The sequence below is a fragment of the Oceanobacillus sp. FSL K6-0127 genome (assembly GCF_037983385.1).
GTDB lineage: Bacteria > Bacillota > Bacilli > Bacillales > Amphibacillaceae > Oceanobacillus > Oceanobacillus profundus.
The window spans coordinates 2,444,973-2,470,759 of sequence record NZ_CP150287.1 but is presented as its reverse complement, the minus strand read 5'-3'; the positions used below and the strand labels follow the sequence as shown (position 1 = coordinate 2,470,759).

Sequence of the window (25,787 nt, the reverse complement as noted above, 5' to 3'; positions counted from 1 at the left end):
AATAGTTTCCGTATAATTAGCTTATTTTATGTGTTTTATTTTTAGCAGGGGGATTTAGCCGGAATATTGCGTGTTGTATTGGACAATAAACACGGTAACTAGTTCGCAGATCAAACGCAAAAAAAGCTCTGGCTACTTGATGGTAACCAAAGCTTTTTTCTAAGTATCGTTTTAATTTAGTACACCTAGTACGTTTTTAACAGAATCTGCTGATTTATCTAGTGCTGCTTTTTCTTCTGCAGTCAGATCTAATTCGATAATTTCTTCAATACCTTTCCCACCTAGAATTGTTGGTACGCCAAGGTAAATATCGTCATAGCCGTATTCTCCTTCTAGATAAGCAATTGCCGGAAGAACTCTACGTTGATCCTTTAAGATTGCTTCAGCCATAACTGTTAGAGAAGCAGCTGGTGCGTAGTATGCACTACCATTTCCTAATAGGTTAACAATTTCACCGCCGCCAGTACGTGTACGTTGCACGATTTCATCCAAGCGTTCCTTTGAAATTAAATTTTCTAATGGGATTCCACCAGCATAGGAATAACGTATTAGTGGAACCATATCATCACCATGTCCACCAAGTACAAAACCAGTTACATCTTTAACAGATAGATTTAATTCTTCTGCAACAAATGTACGGAAACGTGCTGTATCAAGTACACCTGATTGCCCAATGACACGCTCTTTCGGTAAACCAGACTCTTTAAATACAGTGTACGTCATCGCATCAACTGGATTTGTTAATACAACAATGGTCGTATCTGGAGAATATTTCACAATATCCTTTGCAACGGCTTTCATGATTTTCGCATTTGTATTCACGAGATCATCACGACTCATCCCTGGTTTACGCGCAATACCTGCAGTAATAATAACAAGATCCGAGTCTTTTGTATCCTCGTAATTTGAAGTACCAATAATTTTTGCATCAAAACCTTGAACAGGCGCTGCCTCTGCCATATCAAGCGCTTTACCTTTTGTAGGATCTTCCATGTTTGGGATGTCTACTAGGACAACATCACCAAGCTCTTTTTGTGCAATCATTAATGCTGTTGTTGCACCTGTAAAACCAGACCCAATAACTGAAATCTTTTTTCTTTGTAACCCCATCGTACATATCCCCTTTATTGTAGATTAACAGATTAGAATCACTTTTCACCCGTTCATAGCGGATTGGCGAACAGGGAATTCATCTCCCTATTCGCCACCAAAATCACGTTCAGCTCCAGCTCCCATCGACTAGCGAGACTTCCTTCACCTCCGTACGATAAAGAAGACTTGCCGACTGGCTGTGCCAGAGGCTTAGTCGCACTTATACCCTTGTGGTGAAAGTCAACATCGGCTTCCTACGGTCGCCGTGTTTCCTTTATCTCCTCCGGCAAAGTCCAGTCCGTACGTCGCTAACCGGGCGCTTTCGCTTTTGTGCATTACTTAGCCATATTCTTGATTAATTCTTTACCAAATTCGGAGCATTTAACTTCTGTTGCGCCATCCATCAGACGCGCGAAGTCATATGTTACTACTTTAGAAGCAATTGTTTTATCCATAGAATTTGTAATTAAATCAGCTGCTTCTCTCCATCCAAGATGTTCAAGCATCAAGACTGCTGAAAGGATAACAGATGAAGGATTCACTTTATCTAGTCCTGCATATTTCGGAGCAGTACCGTGTGTAGCTTCGAAAATCGCATGTCCCGTATCATAGTTAATGTTCGCTCCTGGCGCAATACCGATTCCGCCAACCTGTGCTGCAAGTGCATCAGAAATGTAATCGCCATTTAAGTTCATTGTTGCAACAACATCAAACTCTTTCGGACGAGTTAGAATCTGTTGAAGGAAAATATCTGCAATTGCATCTTTAACAAGGATCTTGCCTTCAGCGATTGCATCATCTTGTGCTTTATTTGCAGCATCTTTGCCTTCTGCTTCAACTAAGCGATCGTATTCAGCCCACGTAAATACTTTATCACCGAACTCTTCTTCAGCTACTTCATAGCCCCAGTTTTTAAATGCACCTTCTGTAAATTTCATGATGTTACCTTTATGTACTAAAGTAACACTTTTACGTCCTTCTGTTAACGCATATTCAATTGCTGAACGAACAAGACGCTTCGTGCCTTCTTCAGAAACTGGCTTAATACCAATTCCAGATGTTTCAGGAAAACGAACTTTATTGACGCCCATTTCGGACTTTAAAAATTCAATTACTTTTTTAACTTCGTCAGTTCCTTTTTGCCACTCGATTCCAGCATAAATGTCTTCCGTATTCTCACGGAAAATAACCATATCTACATCTTCTGGACGTTTAACTGGTGATGGAACACCTTCAAAGTAACGGACCGGACGAAGACAAGTAAATAAATCCAGCTCTTGACGAAGTGCAACATTCAATGAACGAATTCCTCCACCAATTGGAGTTGTTAATGGCCCTTTAATCGCAATTTTATATTCATTAATTTTATCTAGTGTATCCTGCGGCAGCCATTCGCCAGTTTTATCGAAGGCTTTCTGGCCAGCGTACACTTCTAGCCATTCAATTGTTTTCTCACCATCATATGCTTTTTCAACTGCAGCTTCAATAACTTCGCTTGCTGCTGCCCAGATATCTGGACCAGTTCCATCTCCTTCGATGAAAGGAATGATTGGAGTGTTTGGTACATTCATTTTCCCATTTTCTACGATAATTTTTTCTCCTTGTGCCATAAAAAAACCTCCTAAATATATTCAATAAGAATAGCCGGATTACCCAGCTATATTCTTAATCTAATTATTAGCCACGCTTGTTTAATTCGACATAATCCTGTAAGTCAGGACCAATATATTCCGCGCGTGGGCGAATCAGACGATTATTATCGTACTGTTCTAAAATGTGTGCCAACCAGCCTGATGTACGGCTTACAGCAAAAATCGGCGTGAATAAGTCATGGTCAATTCCTAAGCTATGATAAACTGATGCACTATAGAAATCTACGTTCGCTGGGAGACCTTTATTTTCTTTTATATAATCTTCAATTTTAACAGACATATTGTACCATTTCTCTTGCTTGGTCAATGTCGTTAATTGCTTAGACATTTCTTTTAAATGTTTTGCACGCGGATCACCGTTACGATATACACGATGCCCCATACCCATAATTTTTTCTTTGTTTGCTAATTTTTTCTCAACATATGGAATGGCATTTTCTTCTTCGCCAATTTCACTCAGCATTTTCATTACATTTTCATTTGCTCCGCCGTGCAATGGACCTTTTAAAGCGCCAATTGCAGCAGTAATACCTGAATAGATATCGGATAAAGTTGCTACACATACTCTCGCTGTAAAAGTAGAAGCATTCAGCTCATGATCTGCATGCAGGACGAGTGCCTTGTTAATAGCTTCTATTTCAATCGCATCTGCTTCTTTTCCATTAAGCATATACAGGAAATTCTCTGCATAGCCAAGGTCAGCTTTCGGCTTTACCGGCTCTTGACCATTACGGATTCTCGAAAACGCAGCTACAATTGTAGCAATTTTGGCTTGAATGCGAATAGCTTTACGTTTATTGGCTTCTGGTTCCATAATATCTGATTCATCATCATACAATCCAAGTAGAGAAACAGCAGTACGCAATGCTGCCATCGGATGAACAGTTGATAAATCATAGGAGCGTAAATGATCAATAACCTCTTCTGGAATCTCCATGTTTTTAGCTAGTTCCTGTTTTACGTTTTCCAACTCTGCTTTTGTCGGCAGCTTCAGATTCCATAGTAAATAAATGACCTCTTCAAAACTTGCATGCTCAGCTAAATCATCAATACGATAGCCTACATAAGATAGCTGATCATCTATAATGGAACTAATGGACGATTGAGTTGCGACAATACCTTCTAACCCCTTTGTAGATGTTGTCATAGTAAACCCTCTCCTTTTTTTAAAGTAATTGTAGCATTTGGTTGAAATGTACAATGTTAACGACAATAATAACCATCCTTATAATCTAGTTATTGTGATACTAAATGGTAATAGCAGATTATATTCACCCCAGTACATATATCTACTATTTGAATAAAGTAATTCTATTATTGTCCAGCCCAAAATCTATTATAAAGTATTATGACTAGAAAGTGAATTGAAACCGTTTAACATTTAAATTTTTTGACTTCAATCATCCGATATTTATCGGGATTTAGTCGGTAATTAAATATTTTACTTGAATTTCGAAAATGCATGTCTATTTCAACAGCATTTATCATATGTAACTATAGTACAGGCTTTCAACTATTTGCAATTTCTAGTCGTTAAATTGGGGGAGCTTTCCAATGCAAAAATTTATTCTACTGCAACTAATCCGATTTTTGATTGTACTTGGCGCTCTATTTACAGTCTACCTTATTTTCATGCATACTTTCAAATTTATCTATCCAATACTTATTACATGTATCCTGTCCTTGTTAATATACCCATTAGTCGTTTTTATTGAAACTAAGCTAAAGTTTCCAAGGCCACTCGCTATAACCGTCGTTATGCTCGGTTTATTATTGTTTTTTGTTGGGATCGTGTTATTAGTTATAACAGAGGTATATCAAGGTACTGCCTATTTAGCCGTAAAGATTCCGAGCTATATACAGACATTCGTTTCATTTTTTGAAGCCTTTTTCAATACCAACATTCTTCCACTCTATGAAAAAATAATTTCTTTCTTTCATTCCCTTGATAATGAACAGCAAACGACAATACAAGACTATATAAGCTCCATCACAGGCTTTATAACATCAACCGGTTCAGACATGCTCCAAAATAGTTTAGCTAAAATTCCTGAAATTCTTGCGGTTGTTCCTGGTTCATTAACAACACTGACATTTATTCTATTAGCAACTTTTATGATGACCAATGACTTAGAAAACATTAAACGGATTGCTTCGCGTATACTTCCTGGTACAGTCAGACGGTCTACTTACGATTTTTTTCATCATGTTAAACTTGCCATTACCGGCTATTTACGTGCACAGCTATTGCTTATCTTTATTTCAGCTTGTATTATCCTTACTGGGCTCATGATTTTACGTGTAGAACATGCATTAACGATTGCGCTTATAGCTGCCGCTGTTGACTTAATTCCTTATCTTGGGACAGGCATCATCTTCATTCCTTGGATCATCTATTTATATGCTGTATCTGACTATTCCCTCACAATTGGGATAACCGTACTCTATATGGTCGTTATTATTTCAAGGCAAATTCTTGAACCTAAAATTCTTTCATCGAGTATTGGTGTTCACCCACTTATTGTACTGACAACGATGTTTTTTGGAATGCAGCTTTGGGGGATTGCAGGACTCTTTGTGGCACCAATAGTGACGGTTTTAGGAAATGCGATCTACCAAGCTGGGATTTTTCAAGCTCTGTGGAATTTTATTAGAGGATAATTCATCTACCATTTTCGGTAGATGATTGTTCCACCTTTTGCCAATTTTAACAATAATGCACGAATCGAGTCTTTAAATAGCTTTCTTGAGAAGGGAAGCACTAAAATGAGTCCGACTGTGTCCGTAATGAATCCTGGGGCAAATAAAAATACCGACCCAATCAATATACAAATGCCATCCATTAGTTCTTCAGTTGGTGCCTGGCCCTTGCTCATTCTTACTTGGGCTCGCTTCCACGTCTCCATTCCATGGTGTTTAGCAAGTAGGATTCCTAAAGCTCCAGTCAGAATAATGATACTTATAACCCACCATGGACCGACCATGCCACCTACCCAGATAAAAACACCGATTTCCATCGCTGGAATGAATAGAAGTAATAGGAATAGCCAACGCATAAAGAACACTCCCTTCTAAGCTTATTTTATCATGAATTTATAAAATCTTCTTTTCTAAACGATTTGCAGATGAACAGCCTTTAGAAAAATAGAAGCCGGCATTATGCCAGCTTCTATTTCAAGAATGGAGTTATCCGAAAACATCTAACTGTTTACAGTACGGATGCATGTCCTTTATAAATATCGCCCTTTGCACCATCTACTGTAATGTCAGAACCTTCTTCAAGTGCTGTAAAGACGTCTTTTACGCCAACGATTACTGGAATGCCTAAGCTCAAGCCAACAACTGCAGCGTGTGACGTTAAGCCGCCTTCTTCCGTAATAATTGCAGCAGCTTTTTCAATTGCCGGCATCATTTCACGTTCTGTGCCATACGTAACTAGAATATCTCCTTCTTCTACTTTTGTTAGAGCTTCTTCATTTGACTTAGCAAATACAACTCTACCATACGCTGTACGTTTCCCGATACCTTGTCCTCTGGCAATTACATCGCCAATAACATGAACTTTTAACAAGTTCGTTGTACCACTCTCACCTACCGGAACGCCAGCCGTTATAATCACTCTTCCACCACGTTTACACATGTTCGTGCTTAACGCTTTATCAATTGCAACATCTAGCATTTCATCTGTTGTGTTTGTTTGTTTACCAATCACCGGGTGTACACCCCAAACTAGAGAAAGCTGACGCGTAACGTGTGCAGCAAATGTCACAGCTAGAATAGAAGCCTTTGGACGATATTTGGAAATCATTCTTGCTGTATGTCCACTTTCAGTTGGTGTAATGATCGTATCAACGTCCAAATTCATCGCTGTATGTGTCACCGATTGACTAATTGCTTCTGTGATGGTCATATCTACATTTTTCGAGCGTTCATTTAAAATAGATTTATGTTCCAATGCTGACTCTGCCTTCAATGCAATATTACTCATCGTCTGTACGGATTCAACCGGATATGCTCCAGCAGCCGTTTCTCCAGAAAGCATGATTGCATCTGTGCCGTCAAAAATCGCATTCGCAACGTCAGATGCTTCTGCCCTTGTTGGACGAGGATTACGTTGCATCGAATCAAGCATTTGTGTAGCAGTAATAACTGGCTTACCTGCATTGTTGCATTTTTTAATAAGCTCTTTTTGTACAAGTGGAACGTCTTCTGCTGGGATTTCTACACCAAGGTCTCCACGTGCAACCATTAGCCCTTCACTGACCTCTAGAATACTGTCGATATTGTCGACACCTTCTTGATTCTCAATTTTAGGTATGATTTGAATGTGTGACCCATTGTTTTTTTCTAAAACTTCTTTTATTTCAAGGACATCAGATGCACGACGTACAAATGAAGCAGCGATAAAGTCAACGTCTTGCTCAATTCCAAACAGAATATCAGCCGTATCCTTGTCCGTAATCCCAGGTAGGTTCACCGAAACATTTGGTACGTTTACACCTTTTTTATTTTTGATGACACCAGAGTTCAATGCTTTCGTTACAATTTCACCCGCACTCGCATTTACTTCGATAACTTCTAATTCAATTAGTCCGTCATCAAGTAAAATTTTCGAACCCGGATGTACATCATGCACTAAACCGTCGTAAGTAACGGAAAACCTCTCAGCAGTCCCTTCTACTTCGAGCATTGAAATAACGACCGTATTTCCTTGTACAAGATCAGCAAAGCCATCTTTAAAATTCCCTGTTCTTATCTCTGGCCCTTTTGTATCCAATAAAATTGCGACAGTTTTATTTTTATTTTCGGCAGCTTCTCTTATGTTTTTAATTCGAGCGCCATGCTCTTGGAAATCACCATGAGAAAAATTAAGTCTAGCTACATTCATTCCTGCATCGATTAACCTTTCTAAAGTTTCTATTGACTCAGAAGCAGGTCCAATCGTACAAACGATTTTCGTATTTCTCATTAATTTTCTTCCTCCCTGAACGTTTTACATAGTTTAAATAACCAAACAATGCGATTAACTTTAGCCTTCCTAATTAGATCGATAACTCTTTCGAAAGGTTGTACATTTCTTCATTAATTGTATGGGATTGTGCAAAGATTTCATCAAACGGGTAACTTACCAAATTGTTATTTTGAATTCCTACCATCTTGCCACCCTCGTTGTCCATTAGCAATTCAACTGCTTTAGCACCTAATCTACTTGCTAGAACACGGTCTGTAGCCGTTGGGGACCCACCGCGCTGAATATAACCTAATACGGTAACACGGGTTTCAAGCTGTGTTGTTTCTTGAATTCGCTCTCCAAAATCAAACCCGCTTCCAACGCCTTCTGCCAGAAGAATAATACTGTGCTTCTTACCACGGTCATGACCGCGTTTAAGTCGGTCGACAATTTCTTCAAAGTCTTCTTTCTTCTCTGGAATCAGAATGCTTTCTGCTCCTCCAGCAAGACCGGCCCAAAGTGCTAGGTCACCAGCATCTCTACCCATTACTTCAATGATATACGTACGCTCATGTGATGTTGCGGTATCACGCACTTTATCAACTGCTTCAATTATCGTATTTAGTGATGTATCAAATCCAATTGTAAAGTCTGTACCGGAAATATCGTTATCAATCGTTCCAGGCACACCAATACATGGAAACCCTTTTTCCGTTAACTTTTGGGCACCGCGGAAGCTTCCATCGCCACCGATAACAATCAAACCTTCAATTCCAAACTTTTTTAATTGCTCAATTCCTCGCATTTGACCTTCTTCTGTTTTAAATTCTTCACTTCGAGCCGAGAATAAAATCGTACCGCCGCGTTGAATAATATCTCCCACTGAACCAAGATCCATCTGTTCTATATTACCTTCCATGAGACCTTGAAAACCATTTTTAATCCCATACACCTCTAAATTATGATAAATCGCTTTTCTGACAACCGCACGGATTGCAGCGTTCATCCCAGGGGCATCTCCGCCACTTGTCAACACACCTATTTTCTTCATGTTTAGTTCACCTCATGTCAAACGAAATTTGCTCTATAACTGTACTATACCCTTTAAAGATAAATAAAAACAGCGCAAATAGCAATTAATATCTTGTTTATTAAAGATATTTTATATTTTTACAACCACAATAAGAGACTGATACTATAAAATATCAGTCTCAACTAATACAGTTAAGAAATGGATGTTCAAAAGTCCGCAAAAAGGATGTATCGAATTACTTGCTCCTTTTCAGCTTCCGTTTGAGCAAAAGTTAAAGCACTTCAAATTCACCCATTTGTTTATATTTTTCCCATCTATTCTCGATTAATTCATCATCTGTCAATGTCTGGAGATTTGTAAGGGATTGCTTTAATACCTCATCGATATACGCTGCCTGCTGTTCTAGGTTTCGATGTGCGCCACCTTTTGGCTCTGGAATAACATGGTCAACAATACCTAATTTTTTCAAGTCATAAGATGTTATTTTCATTGTTTCCGCAGCACGCTGAGCAAGGCCTGCATCCTTCCATAAAAGCGCAGCAGCCCCCTCAGGTGAAATAACGGAATATGTTGAGTTCTCAAGCATCAGTATACGATCACCAACACCAAGTCCCAGCGCACCACCACTTCCACCTTCACCGATAACGATACAAACGATTGGTACCGTTAAACCAGCCATTTCCATTAAGTTTTTTGCAATTGCTTCACTTTGTCCACGTTCCTCAGCAGCTTTACCTGGATAAGCACCTTTCGTATCAATAAAGCAAACGATTGGACGATTAAACTTTTCTGCTTGCTTCATATGGCGTAATGCTTTTCGATACCCTTCTGGGTGTGGCATTCCAAAGTTTCTGCGAATATTTTCTTTTGTATCTTTTCCGCGCTGATGACCAATTACGGTTACTGGGATTTCATTATAATATGCAATACCAGCTACAATCGCCTCGTCATCTCCAAAAAATCGATCGCCATGAAATTCTATAAAGTCGGTGAACAACTTATCAATGTAGTCCATTGTTGTGGGACGCATCGGATGACGAGCCATCTGCACACGATCCCATGGCTTCAGGTTGCCATAAATATCATTCTCTAAAATAGCCAGCCGCTTTTCCAGCGTTTCAATTTCCGCTGTTAAATCAATTTCACTATTCGCTGTGAAATTTTTCAATTCGTTTATTTTTTCTCTTAAATTCACGATTGGCTTTTCAAACTCGAGTATTTGATTCACTTTTATTCCACTTCCCTTCTGTGCATTGCAACCAGCTTGGAAAGCAATTCTTTCATCTCATGACGGTGGATCACTTTATCCAATTGACCATGCTTTAATTGGAATTCTGCAGTTTGGAAATCATCCGGCAGCTTTTCGCGGATGGTCTGTTCAATGATTCTTCTTCCAGCAAAGCCAATTAACGCACCTGGCTCAGCAAAATTATAATCTCCAATGGAAGCAAAACTAGCAGAAACCCCACCAGTTGTCGGATGGGTCATAACAGAAATCATTAATCCGCCAGCATCGCTGAATCGTTTAATTGCAATCGACGTTTTCGCCATTTGCATTAAACTAAGCATGCCTTCTTGCATCCGAGCACCACCAGAAGCTGTGAAAATAATAAAGGGAATCGATTCTTCTTTCGCATTTTCAATAGCACGTGCGATTTTCTCACCCATCGCAGATCCCAAACTTCCCATGCGGAAGCTAGAATCCATCACAGCAAAGGCAACAGGATGATTTACTATCATTCCTTTACCAGTGACTACTCCTTCATTTAACGTCGTTTTCTCACGGTCCTTTGCAATCTTCTCTTTATAACCCGGAAAATCGAGTGGGTTTCCTGAAGTTAGACCCTTGTCCCATTCCCTGAAAGTTCCTTCATCAAATAAACTATCAATCCGCTCCCAAGCAGTCATTGGGTGATGATAGCCGCAATTTGGACAAACATTTAAAGACTTCTTCATTTCTTTTCGATAATATATTTTATTACAACCATGGCATTTTTGCATAAGTCCCTCTGGAACATCGATTTTTGATTGTTCACTTGGAATGGTTGCATATTTTCTTCTCTTGCCAAAAAAATCTTTAAGCAAGGTTATTCCCCCTTCACAACTTACATCAACATAATAGTAGAGTTTGTCCAAAAAGTCTGGTAAAAATGACACATCTGAGAACAGCAGATCTTCGACTTACTTTCGGCTAACATAATCACCATATCCTGTAGAAGCTCGTTGACGATAGAGCCACCTCTACTAAGAACGTACAAGTCCTGTGGACAACGCAGAAGTCAGCACATCCTGTGCAAGCCAGGTACGGGGAGCTTCGCCGCCTTGAACTTCGACGTACAGGACGTGCTAGTGTCGGCGTTGCAATAAAGCACTTTGATGGGAAGAGCAATCGCAGCCACTGGACGTTGCGAATTTAGCTGACCTCGATCCATTTCATCATTTTTTTGAACACGCATATACATACCTATTTAAATCATTTTATTCATCATAACGGCTAGTAGTTAAAAAGAGTGTCAAAAACAGTCGAGGGAAAAAATTCCTCTCAACTGTTCACCTTCACTTGGCCCCGAAAATAATGGATCAATGGATTCATAATCTCTTTCACTGTAGTGTTTAAGTAAAGTATTATAGAAAGATTCCTCAAAATGGTATACACAAACAGCATGTGAAAACTCATCCATTAGCGACCATATTTTCATTAACAATAGATTTTCCGTTTTCTCAAATAAATATTTAAAAAAGGCACGATGTTTTGTAAGTGGATTACTACTATTTACATCAAGTATTGCTTTTAATTCCTGTATATCAGATACACTGATTCGGGCAAAAGCTAACTTTGCTGCTTCCTTTTCCAAAATTTTCTTCGTAAAAGTTAAATCATCTTTCATATTATCTTGCCTTAAAATAAAGGATGATAATAACTCTACAGTTTGAAAGGAGCGATATTCCCTTAAGTAGGTGCCTTCGCCATGTCTCGTTTCTACAAGACCAATAAGCTCTAACGCCCGTAATGCCTCCCTAACAGATGACCTGCCAGCATTAAGTCTTTCAGAAAGCTCTCGTTCAGATGGAAGCTTGTCCCCCGGATTTAGATTATTTCTCTCAATATATCGTTGTAATTCCTTGATTACTTCCTGATATACCTTTTGTTTAATTGAAAAGGACAAAAATAACACTCCACTCCTAGAAAACCGTCTATTTCTTAACTCCGGTTAAACTTCGCGTTTTTTCAGCTACTTCATTCGGATCTATCTTGATTCGAGCTACACCTGAGTCCATTGCAGCCTTTGCAACATCTGCTGCCACTAATGGGGCAACACGCGCATCAAATGGTGACGGAATCACGTAATCCTCTGTGATTTCATTTTCTTCAATTAGGGATGCTATTGCATTTGCAGCAGCAACCTTCATTCGTTCATTTATTCTTGTTGCTCGCACATCTAATGCACCTCGGAAAATACCAGGAAACGCAAGCACATTATTCACCTGGTTTGGAAAATCCGATCTTCCTGTACCAACCACGCGTGCACCGGCCGCTTTTGCATCCTCGGGCAGAATCTCTGGATCGGGATTAGCCATCGCAAAAATAATGGCATCTCTATTCATTGTAGAAACCATTTCCTTTGTAAGCGCACCGCCAACAGATACACCAATAAAGACATCAGCACCCACTAGAACTTCCTCCAATGATCCCTCTACTTTATTGATATTCGTAAATTTAGCAACTCTATCTTTCACACTATTCATACCATAGGTTCTACCTTCAAAAATAGCTCCTTTTGAGTCACACATAATCATATCCCTTACACCGAAGCTCTCTAATAAGCGAATTATTGCAATGCCAGCTGCACCTGCACCATTTGCTACTACTTTAATTTCAGAGAAATCCTTTTCAACAAGCTTCAATGCATTGATTAAACCTGCAACTGTAACAATAGCTGTTCCATGCTGGTCATCATGGAAAATCGGGATATTTGTTTCGTCTTTTAAGCGTTCTTCAATAATAAAGCAATTTGGTGCTGCAATATCTTCTAAGTTTACTCCACCAAATGTTGGTTCTAACAATTTAACAGTTTGGACAATTTGATCTACATCATGTGTTGCGAGACAAATCGGAAATGCATCTACACCTGCAAATCCTTTAAATAACACAGCTTTCCCTTCCATTACTGGCATTGCAGCTTCAGGTCCAATATTACCAAGGCCTAACACGGCTGAGCCATCACTTACTACGGCGACCATATTCCCTTTCATTGTGTAATCGTAGACTCGATCGTTACTTTCATAAATTTCTTTACAAGGCTCTGCTACACCAGGGGAATACGCTAGACTCAAATCTGCCGCATTATTAACAGGAACCTTTGATTGGATCTCCAATTTCCCTTGCTTTACCCTATGCATATGTAACGCTTCATCTCTCAAGCTTGCCATTTTAGATTACTCTCTCCTTTTTGATGTAGAAATTGTATTATATCCTCAGTATGTCTTGTTGTATAATATCCCAAACAAACATAACCAGCTAAAATAAAGTAGAATAATTGCCTTTAATAAGCTTGCTGGCTTTTGTTTGATTCAATAGTGGTCAGACCACCAATAACTCCTCTATTATAACAGATGCATCTCACCTGTAAAGTGATAATCATGCGTTACGGTGAGACCCTAAACAAGCTAAGCACTGAAACGATGCTTTAAGTGCTTCCTATAATTAGCATCCATTTCAATGCCATAAATACTTACAATCTCAAACTACTTCACACTTCTCGATTTTGCAAAACAACATTTTCATTCCCAAAATACCGTTTTAGCATATTTAAACAACTTTTGTCGGGATAGAGGCAATAAGATTCTGCTAGCTGATAAGATTGTTTTTTTTGTTCATCATAAAGAATAATCGATGCGCCACCAGGATAACGTTCCGCTACCTTCTCGATAAGTTGCAGTGCTTGTTGATTCGTCATGTTCACCACTTTAATAAATAGACGCTGTTTATAATCTGACTGTAATGTTTCTTGATGAAATGGCTTGACGGAATTGATTACCATTTGTAGCTTATTATTTCTAGATTCTACTTTCCCTTCCAGACAAACGAGCATTTCTTCTTGCAGCCAGGAGCTTATCTCTCGGAATACATCAGGAAAAATAACGGCTTCCATTTCCGCCTGCTCATCATCAATCGTCAGAAATGCCATTTTATCCCCTCGTTTTGTTCGAATAACTCGTATCGCTTGAATAATTACCGTTACGTCTAAATTTCGCTTTCCAAGCATTTTAGCTGCTTGTCTAAGTGTGACATGACCATTAGCTCGCAGCTGCTTCCTAAATTCCTTTATCGGGTGACTCGAAACATACATGCCAAGCAGCTCTTTTTCATCTGCTAATTTCTTAACTTGACTAAAGTCATCGATCTCAACATATTTGGCATCTAGCTCGATTTGATCCTCAAAAAGACTAGACCCACCAAAAAATTCTTTAAAAAGCTCTCCCTGCTCCATCGCTTGTTCTATTGAAGCAAGTAAACTTGCGCGATTGGAATACGTTTCATCAAATGCCCCAGCAATAATAAGATTTTCGAGTGTTTTTCGATTAACGAGCTTTGGTGAGGTACGAAGGCAGAAATCGAATATATTTTTAAATGGTCCTGCTTTTCGCGCGCGAATAATTTCGCCAATTGCTTGATTACCTACCGACTTAATCGAGGTAAGTCCCATCCGAACTTTTTTGTTCTCCACACTGTATTTCCCGAAGCTCCGATTAATATTAGGTGGTAATAGTTCAAGTCCAAGCGCTTTTAGTTCTTGCATATAGAGATGCAGTTTATCGTATTGACTTCGAGAAGCACTTAATAATTCCGCAAAGAAGCTTGCTGGATAATGTGCTTTCAAGAAGGCGAGCTGATAAGAAATCTTACTATAGGCAACCGCATGGCTTCTTGGGAATCCATAATTTGAAAATTTAACAATCCAGCTAAATATCTCTTCAGCAACACTTCGCTCGTAACCATTGTTTAGACAACCTTGAATAAATGCTTCTTTTTGTGCATCCATAACATCTTGCTTCTTTTTACTTACTGCACGACGCAGCATATCGGCCTCACCAAATGTAAAACCTGCAATTCGATTAGCAATTTGCATGATTTGCTCTTGGTAAACAAGCACACCAAATGTATGGGCAAGAATTGGCTTTAAATCAGGATGTGGGTAGGTCACTTCTTCCTTCCCATGTTTTCGCGCTATATATACCGGAATAAAATCCATTGGACCTGGGCGATACAAGGCGTTGACTGCTACTATATCTTCAAAACTGCTAGGCAAAAGTTCAGTTAGTACCTGTTTCATTCCTTGGGATTCAAGCTGAAACACACCATTTGTTTGCCCATTTCGTAATAATTCATAGGTACGGGTATCGTTTTCAGGAATTTCATCAAGTGAAATCGGGTTAGCACCTGTATAAGCTATCGACTGAATAACCTTCTCCAATAAGGTTAAATTCCGAAGCCCAAGGAAATCCATTTTTAATAAGCCAATTGCTTCTAAATCATTCATTGGAAATTGGGTAAGATGTGTATCGGTTGCACCTATTGTTAGTGGAACATGTTCCTTTAACGGTTTCTCACTAATAACCACGCCTGCTGCATGGGTCGAGATATGACGTGGCAGTCCTTCAAGCTTCACAGCTACAGCAAATAACAGCTTTAATTTAGGAGATGTTTTGACATAACGATACAATTCTTCCGATTCCTTTACGAGCTCTGGGATTCTTTTTGTTGACTGCAGCGGAATTTCTCTTAGCATAAAGCTAGCATCCTGCCCGTCCACATCCATTGTTTTTATTAATTCTCGAATTAATGAACGGGCAGCAAAGGTACCGAATGTAATGATTTGCGCAACATGTTCCCTGCCATATTTTTCTTGGACATACGTGATAACCTCATCACGCCTCGCATCTGAAAAATCGACATCAATATCTGGCATTGTTTGTCTTTCAGGGTTTAAAAATCGTTCAAATAATAGACCGTATTCCATTGGATCGACGTCTGTAATACCTAGTATATAGGCAACAATCGAACCAGCTGATGAGCCCCTACCAGGTCCCACAACAATCTGATTTGCTTTTGCATATCCAATAAAGTCCGCTACAATCAGAAAATAATCGCTAAATTCCATGGATTGAATCACACGGAGCTCATAGGAAAGTCGCTTTTTTATAGGATCGGTTAAAGATTGGTACCTTTCTTTTACTTTTGCCCAGCATAATTTCTCTAGATAATCAGCTGCACTTATTTCTTCAGGTACAGGAAATGATGGCAGCAGACGCTGTTCAAAATCGATCGTAACATTACACTTCCCTGCGATTGCCTCTGTTTCAGCAAGCACCTCCGGCCAAAAGGAACCAAATAAACTTTCCATTTCCGTTTCGGAACGAAGATGTCTATTTTTAATGGTGGAATCCGCAATCTTCATTCCCCACTGTTTTCCCGTTTTCATCGCTTGGAGACAATCAAAAGCCATGGCATCCTTTTCATCAAGATAAATGACATCATTAATCGCCGTAACCGGAATACGGGATACTTTATGAAATTCTTTTACCAGTGTAAATATCGACTCGTCTCTCTCCTGCAAACCAAGGTAGAAGTCACCTTGGGCAAATAATGCTTGCCACTTTTTGAAATAACCGGCAATACCTGCATGTGTTTGGTGTTGAAAAAGCTGCGTTATTTTATCATGTTGAACTGGTACAATACAAATCAATTGACCAGCTGCCTGCTGTATTGCCCCTAAGTCGATGCCATTTATAGAATCCTGCTGAATAGTTGTACTAAGTTTGATTAACTGGTGATAACCAGCATTATTTTTCGCTAATAAGATACATGGAATAACTTCTTCCTCATTGTCCAGTAGTCGTACAGACATTCCAATAATTGGCTTAATTCCATAGCTCTTACATGCACGATAGAATGGAATAATTCCATACAGCACTTCTTCATCCGTTAATGCAAGCGCATTAAAATTTAATTTATGTGCCCGCTCGACCAATTTAGGAATCGTTATTGTACTATTCATCAAACTATAGCCGCTTTTAACCTGTAAATGTGTGTATGACATACTATCCCGCCTTTTCTTTCTAACTATTATTATAACAACCATTTTCGAACATGCATACGCTTTTGCATTCTTTTCTTAGCATAACTCGTCCGAGACAATCATAAAATGTATAGACCATGCCTCAAAGGAGTGCATAAATAATGGAAGAACGGTTTTTTGCTGCATTTATTTCGTGCTTTTTTATTGCTCTCGGTGTAATTATTGGAGGATCTTTCATCGGCAGTATCGGGGATTTCGCAACGGGCGATGCCCCACTTACATCAATGGGACGAATTGCTGACCGCTTGCGAATTTGGGCTATTGTTGCGGCAATTGGAGGTACCTTTGATGCGATTGCAAACTTTGAAAAGGGATTAACAGATGGATCTACAATCGATTTCGTTAAGCAAGTTTTACTTATTCTGTCTGCTATGGGTGGTGTAAAAACTGGCATCATCATTATTGATTGGTTTTTACAAAAGGGGAGCCCGTAATGCATATTCCACCATATCATAAAAAGCCTTCCTGGCAACTTTTTTTCGCAGGTGCATTCATTGGGGGTATTATTGCATACTTCATCCTGATTTATATGTACGGCACGATGTACGAGGAATTATTAGCGGAAAATCTCGAACTGTCATCGCAAGTAAATGACTTGAAAGAACAGAATGCAGCATTGCTGCAAGACAAGGAAGATTTAAGTGAAAAATCCGAAGAGCCATTAACCATTAACTCTATTTCCGTTACGATTGTTGATGGCGAGAGACTGAAGCTGGACCGACTCATTGAACATCAGCTGGAGGAGATGGTTAAGGAACAAATTAGCCATATAATTGGACAAGAAATTTCGATTATAGATAAGAGCGATCAATTGCTTCAATCTACAATAGAGAATAAAGGATTTACCATTGATGATTTCACCTACTATTTTGAGGTGAAGAAATTAACGATTTCAACGGACTTAAAAATAGAGATAATCCCGCAATTGTCAAATTAATTTGTATTTTTCGTGACACATCGAACAATCGTATGGATTTCCTTTGTCGATAATCATAGAATAGTAATGAAAGCAGTTACACTCCATATATTGAAGGGAGTCGATGTCCGTGTTGCCTATCAACCTAAGAAGAATACGTGATGAAAAAATGAATCAATTAAGAAAAGGGCAAAATGCATACGCAGAATCAGAAGAACTTGTCCGTTTAATGAAACGAGCAATTGAAAAAGAGAAAATGCCTGTCCAGTGCGATGAAACTGACTCTGGTTATTGGTTTATCCCATTAACAACGAGTAAAACGAATTAAAGCTGGAGACTGTCTTGATGGCAGTCTCCAGCATAATCTCTAGCTTATCGCATAAATGCAAGACAAGCTGATTCCAGTTCATTTGTCAGGTTATCTGCTTCTTCCCATGAATAGATCGTTGCCCCTGAAGCCAATGGATGTCCCCCGCCATTGTAATTTGCGGCAATTTCGTTAATTACTGGACCTTTCGAACGTAATCTGACACGAATCTGATCTTCCTCCTCAATGAAAAACACCCATGCTTTTATACCTTTCATGTTACTTAATATATTTACAAGCTGCCCAGATTCATCAGGAGAAACACGGAACTTCTCTAATATTTCCTTTGTTAGCCTGATTGTACAAAGCCCTGATGGTAAAAGCTCAAACTCTTGCAAAATGTACCCCTGCAAACGAGAAATGTTATCTTCCACACTATACAATTCAGCATATAATGCTGGTCTGTCAAAGTCATAGGTTACCAATTCAGCTGCAAACTGAAATGTCTTTTTCGTTGTACTTGGAAACATAAACCTTCCCGTATCGCCAACAATTCCAGCATATAATAAACGTGCAGCAGCATCATTTAAGCTAAATCCTTCTTCCTTCCCCTGATCATACAACTCAAAAATCATCTCGCTCACAGAACTTGCAGCTGTATCAACAACACTCGCGTCACCATATTCATCTACATTGGGATGATGATCTATTTTAAGAAGCTGCTTTCCAAACGTATACCGCTGGTCATCAATTCGCGGCCTATTAGCCGTATCACATACGATGACAAGCGCGTTTTCATATACATCATCGGAGACATTGTCCATCTTAGCCAAGAACGTTAATGTAGGCTCATCTTCCCCTACCGCATAAACGTGCTTGTTCGGAAAGGAGTGCTTGATGATTTCCTTTAAACCAACCTGCGACCCAAGTGCATCTGGATCCGGTCTAACGTGCCGATGAATAATAATCGTATCGTTTTCCTTAATCGCTTCAATAATCTGTGTCCATTTCATATTTTTGCTCCTACTCCTTTAATCTTGTTTGGTTTCTCTAGATTTATTTATAAAAACAAGTTACAATTATATGAGAATTTTACTTACATAAACTTTAAATTAATTTAGGAGAGATTCCATGTTTATTTTCCCTGCCATCATTGTTGTCGCAGCTGTTCTCTTTATCTATTATAAAGTTGCCATTCTTAAAAGCAAAGATGAACTTATTCAACGCTATTTTAACGCAAAAGCACGTATATGTCTTGGTACATTTGTTTTCGTGTTTGGAATTAACCAATATATTTTCTATAAAACACAGCTGTCTTTATTTATAGGGATTGTTTTCCTTATTCTCGGAGGGCTTCAATTTTACAGAGGTCTTATGGAGGCAAAACATTATCGCAGTGAATGGCGTCGCCTAAACCCGAGTGAATAACTGAATCGTGCAAGAATGAAAGAAATCGGCTGTTTCGGCCGATTTCTTTTTTTATTAACGATTAATTAGCTGAGCCATAATTAATCCTTTTCCTACTAAATTACGCTCATTAAATACTTCTACATCCATTTTTGCATAAAGTCGTCCAACATCAAGTAGTTGCGGTTTAATAATTAGTTTACTGTCGATTTGAACGGGCTTGCTGAAATAGACGGTTATATTTTCAATGGTAACATCTGCTTTTTTCACTTTTTTCAGCAAACGACTGCTTGCCTCTGTAATCAATGTTGTGAACACGCCATTTGATAGCGTCCCTAATTGATTCGTCATTTGCGGAATAACCATCGATTCGAAAACATTCTCATCATCTTCACTTGTTTCTAAATTTCTGGAAACTATATCATCTATGGTTTCACCAACCTGTGGCTGTCGTTGAATTTGCTGCATGGCTTTTAATACATCCTGTCGTGATACAACACCCTGCAACTGATAGGACTGATCCACAACAGGAATAAGCTCAATGCCTTCCCAAACCATCGTATGTGCTACAGAGGCGAGCGAAGTCTTGCTTAGAACTACTTGTGGTTTCTTACTCATCACGCGATCAATTACAATGCTTCTGTCCTTCCCAACAATATCCTTTGAAGAGACCATCCCAATAACTTGCAGTTTATCATCTACAACTGGAAAACGTGTATGTGAGGATAAACTATTCAGCTTGTACCACGCTTCAATCGTATCCTTTGAACGTAAATAATGGGATTCTTCAAAAGGTGTAGCAATATCACCAACAAAAATAATTTCTTTCTTTATCAATTGGTCATAGATCGCTCGGTTAATCATAGCAGCAACGGTAAACGTATCATAGCTCGTTGAAATGATTGGCATTTCTTTATCATCTGCTAGTTTCTTAATATAATCTTCTGTATCAAATCCACCTGTTATTAGTACAGCCGCACCAGCATTCAATGCCAGTTCATGAGCCTTAATTCGGTTTCCGACAATCAATAAGGAATCCGCTTGAGTATAGCGCATCATAGCTTCTAACTGCATGGCACCGATTACAAATTTACTCAATGTTTTATATAATCCGTCGTGGCCACCCAATACTTGTCCATCAATGATATTAACGACCTCAGCAAACGTAAGGCGATCAAAGTTCTCTTTCTTCTTACGTTCAATTCGAATCGTACCTACACGCTCAATTGTACTGACAATCCCTTGATTCTCCGCTTCTTTAATCGCACGATATGCCGTTCCATCACTTACATTCAAATCTTTCGCTATTTGCCGCACCGAAATTTTACTGCCAACCGACAACGAAATAATATGTTGAATAATCTGCTCATGTTTAGTTGTCATTTTATTTCACCAGCTTTCAACTGTACTATATCACTTATTATTATTTATTATACAGTTGAAAGTGCAGAAACTCAATAATTATCCCGTCTCAGCTCGTTATATTGTTCCTGTTCCATAACTGGAGGGCTTGTCATTTGTAAAAGCGTTGCTAAATTTGCTCCAATTACTAACACTAGAAATAGCAACCAACCTCCCCAGAAAATTAGCTCTGTATTCGTAGAAGCTGATGGAATTACTGGCCAAGCAATGTATAGGAAAAAAGCTGCTAATAGTAGTCTTAGTATAGCGTAGTGTCGCATGGGATATCCTCCTTTTGGTTTTGTATTAGTTTATGTGAGGAAGGATGGATTAAGAACTTAAGATAGACTAGTGAATTATGTTATTATTTATTCTGGTTTTTCCTATGAAACAGCTTGATAAATTATGGGGCAAATTCATTTCCAGATAATAATGGTCTCGTGTCGCCATGATATTTGCTCCCAAATTTCCAGCAAAATTTGCTATGATGTCAACAGCTCCACCAAATACTTTATAGTGAGTCAGTACAAAACATGGAGTTACTTCAATTCTATTATATTTTCAAACGTAATTAATAATACTTATACAGTGAAAATGAATTGTGTTGATATTTCTAACTTTCCTCCCCTGCATGTGGAATGAACCGAAATAAATCTCCAAATATGATATTATCCGATTGCTCCAGTTCTTCACGTGCTGTTTTCAGATAGGAAGAGCAGTTTTTATTGCTTACCTTCTTTTTAGAATCTCTCTCATAACAAACATTATTTGTAAATGCATAACTTTCTGCGATCATATCCCCATTCCTGAAAACAACTGGCATGTCTGCAGCTCTTGTGAATAAATCCCGGCTGAAGGATAACCGGTTTTCAGTAGGAACACCTAGCAGATGAAGGAGTGTTGCCCGAATATCAATTTCACCGCCATTTGCCTCAATTGTTTCCCCCTGTTGTCCCGGTACATGAATGACAACTGGTATCTGCTGCAGTTCCAAATGATTAAGCGGTGTATTATCCTGCCCAAGCAATTCATGGACACCAGCTTCATATTTTTTCGAAATACCATAATGATCGCCAAAAATCACAAAAATTGCATTTTCATACAATCCTTCTTCTTTAACCATTTCAAAAAAACGTTCCAATGCCATGTCCTGGTATCTGACTGTAGCAACATACCGATTTACAACATCAACTCCTGTTTCAGCTAGCTCAATCAACTGATCCTCCTCTTCTAACAGAAAAGGGAAATGATTTGTTAATGTAATGAATTTTGCCAAATACGGCTCAGGCAATGAGATGAGGTCTTCCATCGATTGTTCAAAAAAAGCAATATCCTTAATCCCATAATTTATCGAGTTTTCCTCAGTTACGTCATAGTTTTCTTTGGCAAAAAAATGCTCATAGCCAAAATTATCATACATTTGTTTGCGATTCCAAAAGCTGGCATCATTTCCATGAAAGGTATATGCTTTATAACCGGAATACTCCTGCAGAATATTAGGCAGTGATTCAAATTCATTTTTAGGGCGGCGCACAAAAACAGACCCACTTGGAAGCGGATATAATCCAGTATCGATCATAAACTCTGCATCAGATGTCTTCCCTTGTGCTGTCTGGTCATAAATATTGGAAAAATAAAAGCTATCCTGAATAAGATCGTTCAAAAATGGTGTAATTTCTTCCCCATTTACTTTTTCATTTACAACAAAATTCTGTGTGGATTCCATACTGATCATGATTACATTTTTTCCTTCTGCAATTCCAAATAATTCAGTTTGCTTTCTTTCCTCCTTCTTGAGATAACTGCTCACCGTATTCGCATCAACTTCATCTGAAAAAGCCTTTTCAATCGGTGCCATTGCTCCAAAGATCATATTGACTACCTGATAATTATACAATCCAAGCGATTGAACAAGACCTTCCCTATCATACGCCGTTTTGAATAAATATTGATTTTGCATCATGCCAATAATAACGGTAAGAACTATTATTCCAATGCTGGCAAGTCCGTATTTTCTTTTGTTTGGCATGTTAATTTGTTTTTTTCTTTTCGAAAATAATACAAACGCAACCACAAAAATGTCAATAAACAATAAAATATCGAACGGAGAAAACAGTTCCAACGTACTTGCCCCAAGTCCGCCAACATTATTTAATTGCAACAAAACAGAAACCGTTACAAAATCAATGTAAAAACGATAATAAAGTAAATTTGCATACAAAAGTCCTGTGATCAGAATATAAATAACCATTAAACCTAACGGGTGAACCTTTTTGCTGAATAGAAAACTGAATCCGATGAACAGCATGAGCGTTCCTATAGGACTGACGAACAAAAGGATGATATCCAGCCAGGATATGAACGACAGACTAAATCCAAACACCATGACAAGGACAGTTTTTAGCCATAAAAAAATAATTGCTGATGCTATTATATGATTAGATAATAATATTTTTATTTTGCGCATTGCGGTTGCCCTTTTTCTTTTAAAAAATAATCAAATTGCTGCTTAATAATTTCAATAGCTTTCCAAACTTTTGCGGGTTCTTGTTTTCCCATTAAAGCTATCTGGAACCAATTTCTTTTTACTAGATAACTGCTTTCATAGCTTACGTGTACACCAAGTGTTTTTAACTGATCGCCAAAATCCTTTGATGCCATATTCTCTGGCAAGCTTACTGTTATAATTCCAGGTGAATATTCCCTCCCTCGAAGTACTGTCATACCTGAAGCTTTGAAAACACGGCAAATCTCCATAGCCAATTCCTCGCTTACTGGCTCGAGATTACGTAATGCTGCCTGTAACGCAGCCAGTCCATTGGATGAATGCGTGAAAGGTACACTTGCTGAAGCCTGATAAGTGCCAATATCCAAAATAGCCGGGATCTGTTTATTCGGAAAGATTTCCTCCTGGTGAAAAAGAATAGCAAGTCCGGGATAAGATCCCAGTCCCTTTCCGCTAACAGTACTTGCCATATACACCCCACCGAAGTCAACCGGTAGAACACCGACCGTACTGCATGCATCAAGACAGAGTTTCACACGATTTTTTTTACAGATTTCCTGCAAGTCTTTGAGGGGATATACATATCCAGTAGACGTATCACAATGAACTGTCCAAAGCCACTGAATATCGGGACTTTGCTCTAATACATTTTCAATTTCATCCAGTTCAATAGCAGTCCCCCATTTCTTTGTTATTTGTTCAAAAGAAAGTCCCCATCTGACTCCATGATCAATTAACCTTTCCCCGAATTCACCATTGGCCAATATCAGCCCCCTTGAGCGGGTGTTGGACAAATGTGCTGCAATCATTTCATTTGCTAGTGTTCCTGTACCCACCGCTATTTCCACGTGCTTAGCATTAGTGAGCTGACAAAGGCCTTGTTGCACGTCATTCATAACCTTTTTAAAACTAGCAGAACGATGAGAAATTGCTGGTTTACCCCATGCTTTTTTCACATTTTCAGAAATCTCTACAGGGCCAGGAAGAAAATTATGATAGAAGTTCTTCTCTTCTCTATGAATAAGTCTTTCGAAAAGCCTGGATGCTAATTCAAAGTTCTTTTTTGTTAAATACATGGGCTGATAGGGAGCTTTCTCTGTACCGACAAGTGGTCCAAATGCCTCAAATCCGATATGCCTGTACAGCTTTGTTTGCCTTGTTGTTCCGGAGATTAAAGCCATGTTATACCCTTTTTCCAGACAATAGGAGACAAGCTTTTCACATAATCCATAAAAAGTACGTCCACCTCGATAAGCCGGTTTTATTGAAAGCAGTCTAATCTCACAGGGTATCGCTTTTTCAGGCAAATAGGTTTCAAGATGATCAAGCTTTTGATCGAGTGAAAAAGGTCGGTTTCCTCTGATAGCAATCATCCCGATGACCTCATTATTCTTTTTTGCAATGATATATGTATTCTCGTCATTAAAACGGTCGACTAATTTCTTTTGATTATTTGCATTGTGCTGTGGAATTTCCTCCACAAACGTTTCATAATTCAGTTGATGAATTTGCTCTATTTCATCAGCAAGTTCTGCAATTTTATATAAAGTAGGTGTTGATTGACTCATCTTGGTTCCCCTTTTCTGTGTAGAAGTAAAACGATGATCAGCATCAATAAAAATATTCCAAACAGTATATATTCTGAAATGATTAACAATGTGATTGGAATAATGGCAAGGGCAGCTAGACCGGCTAATGTAAAGCTTCTTTTTAGACACAAGCCTATTAATAAGATCACTCCGGTTGCAATCAGTGTCAAAGGTGTAAGCACGAGAGCTGCCGCCAAATAGACAACGACGCCTTTACCACCACGAAATTGTAGCTGCACTGGCCAGATATGTCCAACTAAAACAGCTAAAGCTGCACATCCCAATAAGAAACTGCTGACAGTAAACACATAACCGGCTATGAGTAATGGGATAATTGTTTTTAAAGCATCTATAATTACCGTATAAATAAAAGCACTCCGCCCCAATACCCTTCCTGCATTTCTAGCTCCGGCATTTGTGCTACCAAGTTTTCTAATATCCTGATTAACAGCTAGCTTCCCCACATAGTATGCTCCATTCACACAACCGAATAAATAAGACAGGAATATCAATATAAAAGTAAACAGAGGTTTCACCCCTTACTTTTCGTAATTCATACTATTTGCTATTTTATCATTTCCTCGAATCATGTGAAAGAGTGTAATTGTTAATAAAACAGGGAATTCCCATTGTTAATTGGATGTTCGCCCGGTAATAATATAAATAGCATCAATTACTTCTTCTACAAGACTAACCGCAAAACAATCTCTATTTAATGATTTAGTAATTTACCATGCGGTACTGCAATTTCAACTAGAAGTATGCTTTAAGTTAAGCATTTTAGAAAGAAGG

22 protein-coding genes are annotated in these 25,787 nt (G+C 38.7%); 5 read left to right on the top strand and 17 right to left on the bottom strand.

What is annotated here, in order from left to right; genetic code table 11:
- Positions 1-171 precede the first annotated feature (171 nt).
- The 3 genes from mdh to citZ all read right to left on the bottom strand — a co-directional run bounded on the left by mdh (position 172) and on the right by citZ (position 3,891).
- Positions 172-1,110 (bottom strand): malate dehydrogenase, encoded by a 939-nt coding sequence (gene mdh / locus MHH64_RS12205; protein WP_095307312.1) that lies wholly within the window; start codon positions 1,108-1,110, stop codon positions 172-174.
- A gap of 317 nt (positions 1,111-1,427) precedes the next feature.
- Entirely contained in the window at positions 1,428-2,702 is a 1,275-nt protein-coding gene (gene icd / locus MHH64_RS12200) for an NADP-dependent isocitrate dehydrogenase (protein ID WP_095307313.1), read from the bottom strand.
- A 67-nt stretch (positions 2,703-2,769) separates the two neighbouring features.
- Complete coding sequence (gene citZ, locus MHH64_RS12195) at positions 2,770-3,891, bottom strand: citrate synthase (RefSeq protein ID WP_095307314.1); 1,122 nt, start codon at positions 3,889-3,891, stop codon at positions 2,770-2,772.
- Between the two features lie 407 nt (positions 3,892-4,298).
- Here citZ and ytvI point away from each other — a divergent pair, with 407 nt between their 5' ends.
- On the top strand, positions 4,299-5,405 hold the full coding sequence (ytvI, locus tag MHH64_RS12190) for a sporulation integral membrane protein YtvI (RefSeq protein WP_095307316.1): 1,107 nt from the start codon (positions 4,299-4,301) through the stop codon (positions 5,403-5,405).
- Between the two features lie 5 nt (positions 5,406-5,410).
- On the opposite strand, the gene MHH64_RS12185 is transcribed toward ytvI, so the two are convergent.
- The 8 genes from MHH64_RS12185 to dnaE form a co-directional block, all read right to left on the bottom strand.
- Positions 5,411-5,800, bottom strand: coding sequence for an FxsA family protein (locus MHH64_RS12185; RefSeq protein ID WP_303447414.1), 390 nt, complete (start codon positions 5,798-5,800; stop codon positions 5,411-5,413).
- Between the two features lie 152 nt (positions 5,801-5,952).
- Positions 5,953-7,713: a pyruvate kinase gene (pyk, locus tag MHH64_RS12180; RefSeq protein ID WP_095307318.1), complete on the bottom strand. Its 1,761-nt coding sequence runs from the start codon at positions 7,711-7,713 to the stop codon at positions 5,953-5,955.
- 73 nt (positions 7,714-7,786) lie between these two features.
- A complete protein-coding gene (gene pfkA, locus MHH64_RS12175) occupies positions 7,787-8,746 on the bottom strand; it encodes a 6-phosphofructokinase (RefSeq protein ID WP_095307319.1) in 960 nt (319 codons plus the stop codon).
- Between the two features lie 253 nt (positions 8,747-8,999).
- Positions 9,000-9,956 carry an acetyl-CoA carboxylase carboxyl transferase subunit alpha gene (accA, locus tag MHH64_RS12170; protein WP_095307321.1) on the bottom strand — a complete coding sequence of 319 codons (957 nt, stop codon included), beginning with the start codon at positions 9,954-9,956 and terminating at the stop codon, positions 9,000-9,002.
- A gap of 2 nt (positions 9,957-9,958) precedes the next feature.
- Entirely contained in the window at positions 9,959-10,813 is an 855-nt protein-coding gene (gene accD / locus MHH64_RS12165) for an acetyl-CoA carboxylase, carboxyltransferase subunit beta (RefSeq protein ID WP_095307322.1), read from the bottom strand.
- A gap of 428 nt (positions 10,814-11,241) precedes the next feature.
- Positions 11,242-11,895: a GntR family transcriptional regulator gene (locus tag MHH64_RS12160; protein WP_095307323.1), complete on the bottom strand. Its 654-nt coding sequence runs from the start codon at positions 11,893-11,895 to the stop codon at positions 11,242-11,244.
- A gap of 28 nt (positions 11,896-11,923) precedes the next feature.
- Positions 11,924-13,159 carry a malic enzyme-like NAD(P)-binding protein gene (locus tag MHH64_RS12155; RefSeq protein WP_095307324.1) on the bottom strand — a complete coding sequence of 412 codons (1,236 nt, stop codon included), beginning with the start codon at positions 13,157-13,159 and terminating at the stop codon, positions 11,924-11,926.
- A gap of 320 nt (positions 13,160-13,479) precedes the next feature.
- Positions 13,480-16,830 (bottom strand): DNA polymerase III subunit alpha, encoded by a 3,351-nt coding sequence (gene dnaE / locus MHH64_RS12150; RefSeq protein ID WP_340001840.1) that lies wholly within the window; start codon positions 16,828-16,830, stop codon positions 13,480-13,482.
- Positions 16,831-16,970: 140 nt separating this feature from the next.
- Here dnaE and MHH64_RS12145 point away from each other — a divergent pair, with 140 nt between their 5' ends.
- From MHH64_RS12145 to MHH64_RS12135, 3 genes are all read left to right on the top strand, one after another.
- Positions 16,971-17,303, top strand: a complete 333-nt coding sequence (locus MHH64_RS12145) for a YtrH family sporulation protein (protein ID WP_095307327.1) — start codon at positions 16,971-16,973, stop codon at positions 17,301-17,303.
- On the top strand, positions 17,303-17,806 hold the full coding sequence (gene ytrI / locus MHH64_RS12140) for a sporulation membrane protein YtrI (RefSeq protein ID WP_095307328.1): 504 nt from the start codon (positions 17,303-17,305) through the stop codon (positions 17,804-17,806). Before MHH64_RS12145 ends, ytrI begins: the two co-directional genes overlap by 1 nt.
- A gap of 109 nt (positions 17,807-17,915) precedes the next feature.
- Entirely contained in the window at positions 17,916-18,113 is a 198-nt protein-coding gene (locus MHH64_RS12135; RefSeq protein WP_095307329.1) for a hypothetical protein, read from the top strand.
- A 44-nt stretch (positions 18,114-18,157) separates the two neighbouring features.
- Here MHH64_RS12135 and MHH64_RS12130 read toward each other — a convergent pair whose 3' ends face one another.
- Entirely contained in the window at positions 18,158-19,105 is a 948-nt protein-coding gene (locus MHH64_RS12130) for a bifunctional oligoribonuclease/PAP phosphatase NrnA (protein WP_095307330.1), read from the bottom strand.
- 118 nt (positions 19,106-19,223) lie between these two features.
- Between MHH64_RS12130 and MHH64_RS12125 the strand changes: the two genes are divergently transcribed.
- Positions 19,224-19,520: a YtpI family protein gene (locus tag MHH64_RS12125; protein ID WP_095307332.1), complete on the top strand. Its 297-nt coding sequence runs from the start codon at positions 19,224-19,226 to the stop codon at positions 19,518-19,520.
- Positions 19,521-19,574: 54 nt separating this feature from the next.
- Here the strand turns inward: MHH64_RS12125 and MHH64_RS12120 are convergent, their stop codons facing one another.
- The 5 genes from MHH64_RS12120 to MHH64_RS12100 all read right to left on the bottom strand — a co-directional run bounded on the left by MHH64_RS12120 (position 19,575) and on the right by MHH64_RS12100 (position 25,531).
- The gene (locus MHH64_RS12120) at positions 19,575-20,882 is read right to left on the bottom strand and encodes a DRTGG domain-containing protein (RefSeq protein WP_095307333.1); all 1,308 of its coding nucleotides are present in this window, start codon (positions 20,880-20,882) and stop codon (positions 19,575-19,577) included.
- Positions 20,883-20,953: 71 nt separating this feature from the next.
- Positions 20,954-21,181, bottom strand: coding sequence for a hypothetical protein (locus tag MHH64_RS12115; RefSeq protein ID WP_095307334.1), 228 nt, complete (start codon positions 21,179-21,181; stop codon positions 20,954-20,956).
- A 332-nt stretch (positions 21,182-21,513) separates the two neighbouring features.
- Positions 21,514-23,367, bottom strand: coding sequence for an LTA synthase family protein (locus MHH64_RS12110; RefSeq protein WP_340001839.1), 1,854 nt, complete (start codon positions 23,365-23,367; stop codon positions 21,514-21,516).
- On the bottom strand, positions 23,355-24,974 hold the full coding sequence (locus MHH64_RS12105; RefSeq protein WP_340001838.1) for an aminotransferase class V-fold PLP-dependent enzyme: 1,620 nt from the start codon (positions 24,972-24,974) through the stop codon (positions 23,355-23,357). Before MHH64_RS12105 ends, MHH64_RS12110 begins: the two co-directional genes overlap by 13 nt.
- Positions 24,971-25,531 carry a glycerol-3-phosphate acyltransferase gene (locus MHH64_RS12100; RefSeq protein WP_340001837.1) on the bottom strand — a complete coding sequence of 187 codons (561 nt, stop codon included), beginning with the start codon at positions 25,529-25,531 and terminating at the stop codon, positions 24,971-24,973. Before MHH64_RS12100 ends, MHH64_RS12105 begins: the two co-directional genes overlap by 4 nt.
- Positions 25,532-25,787: the final 256 nt, after the last annotated feature.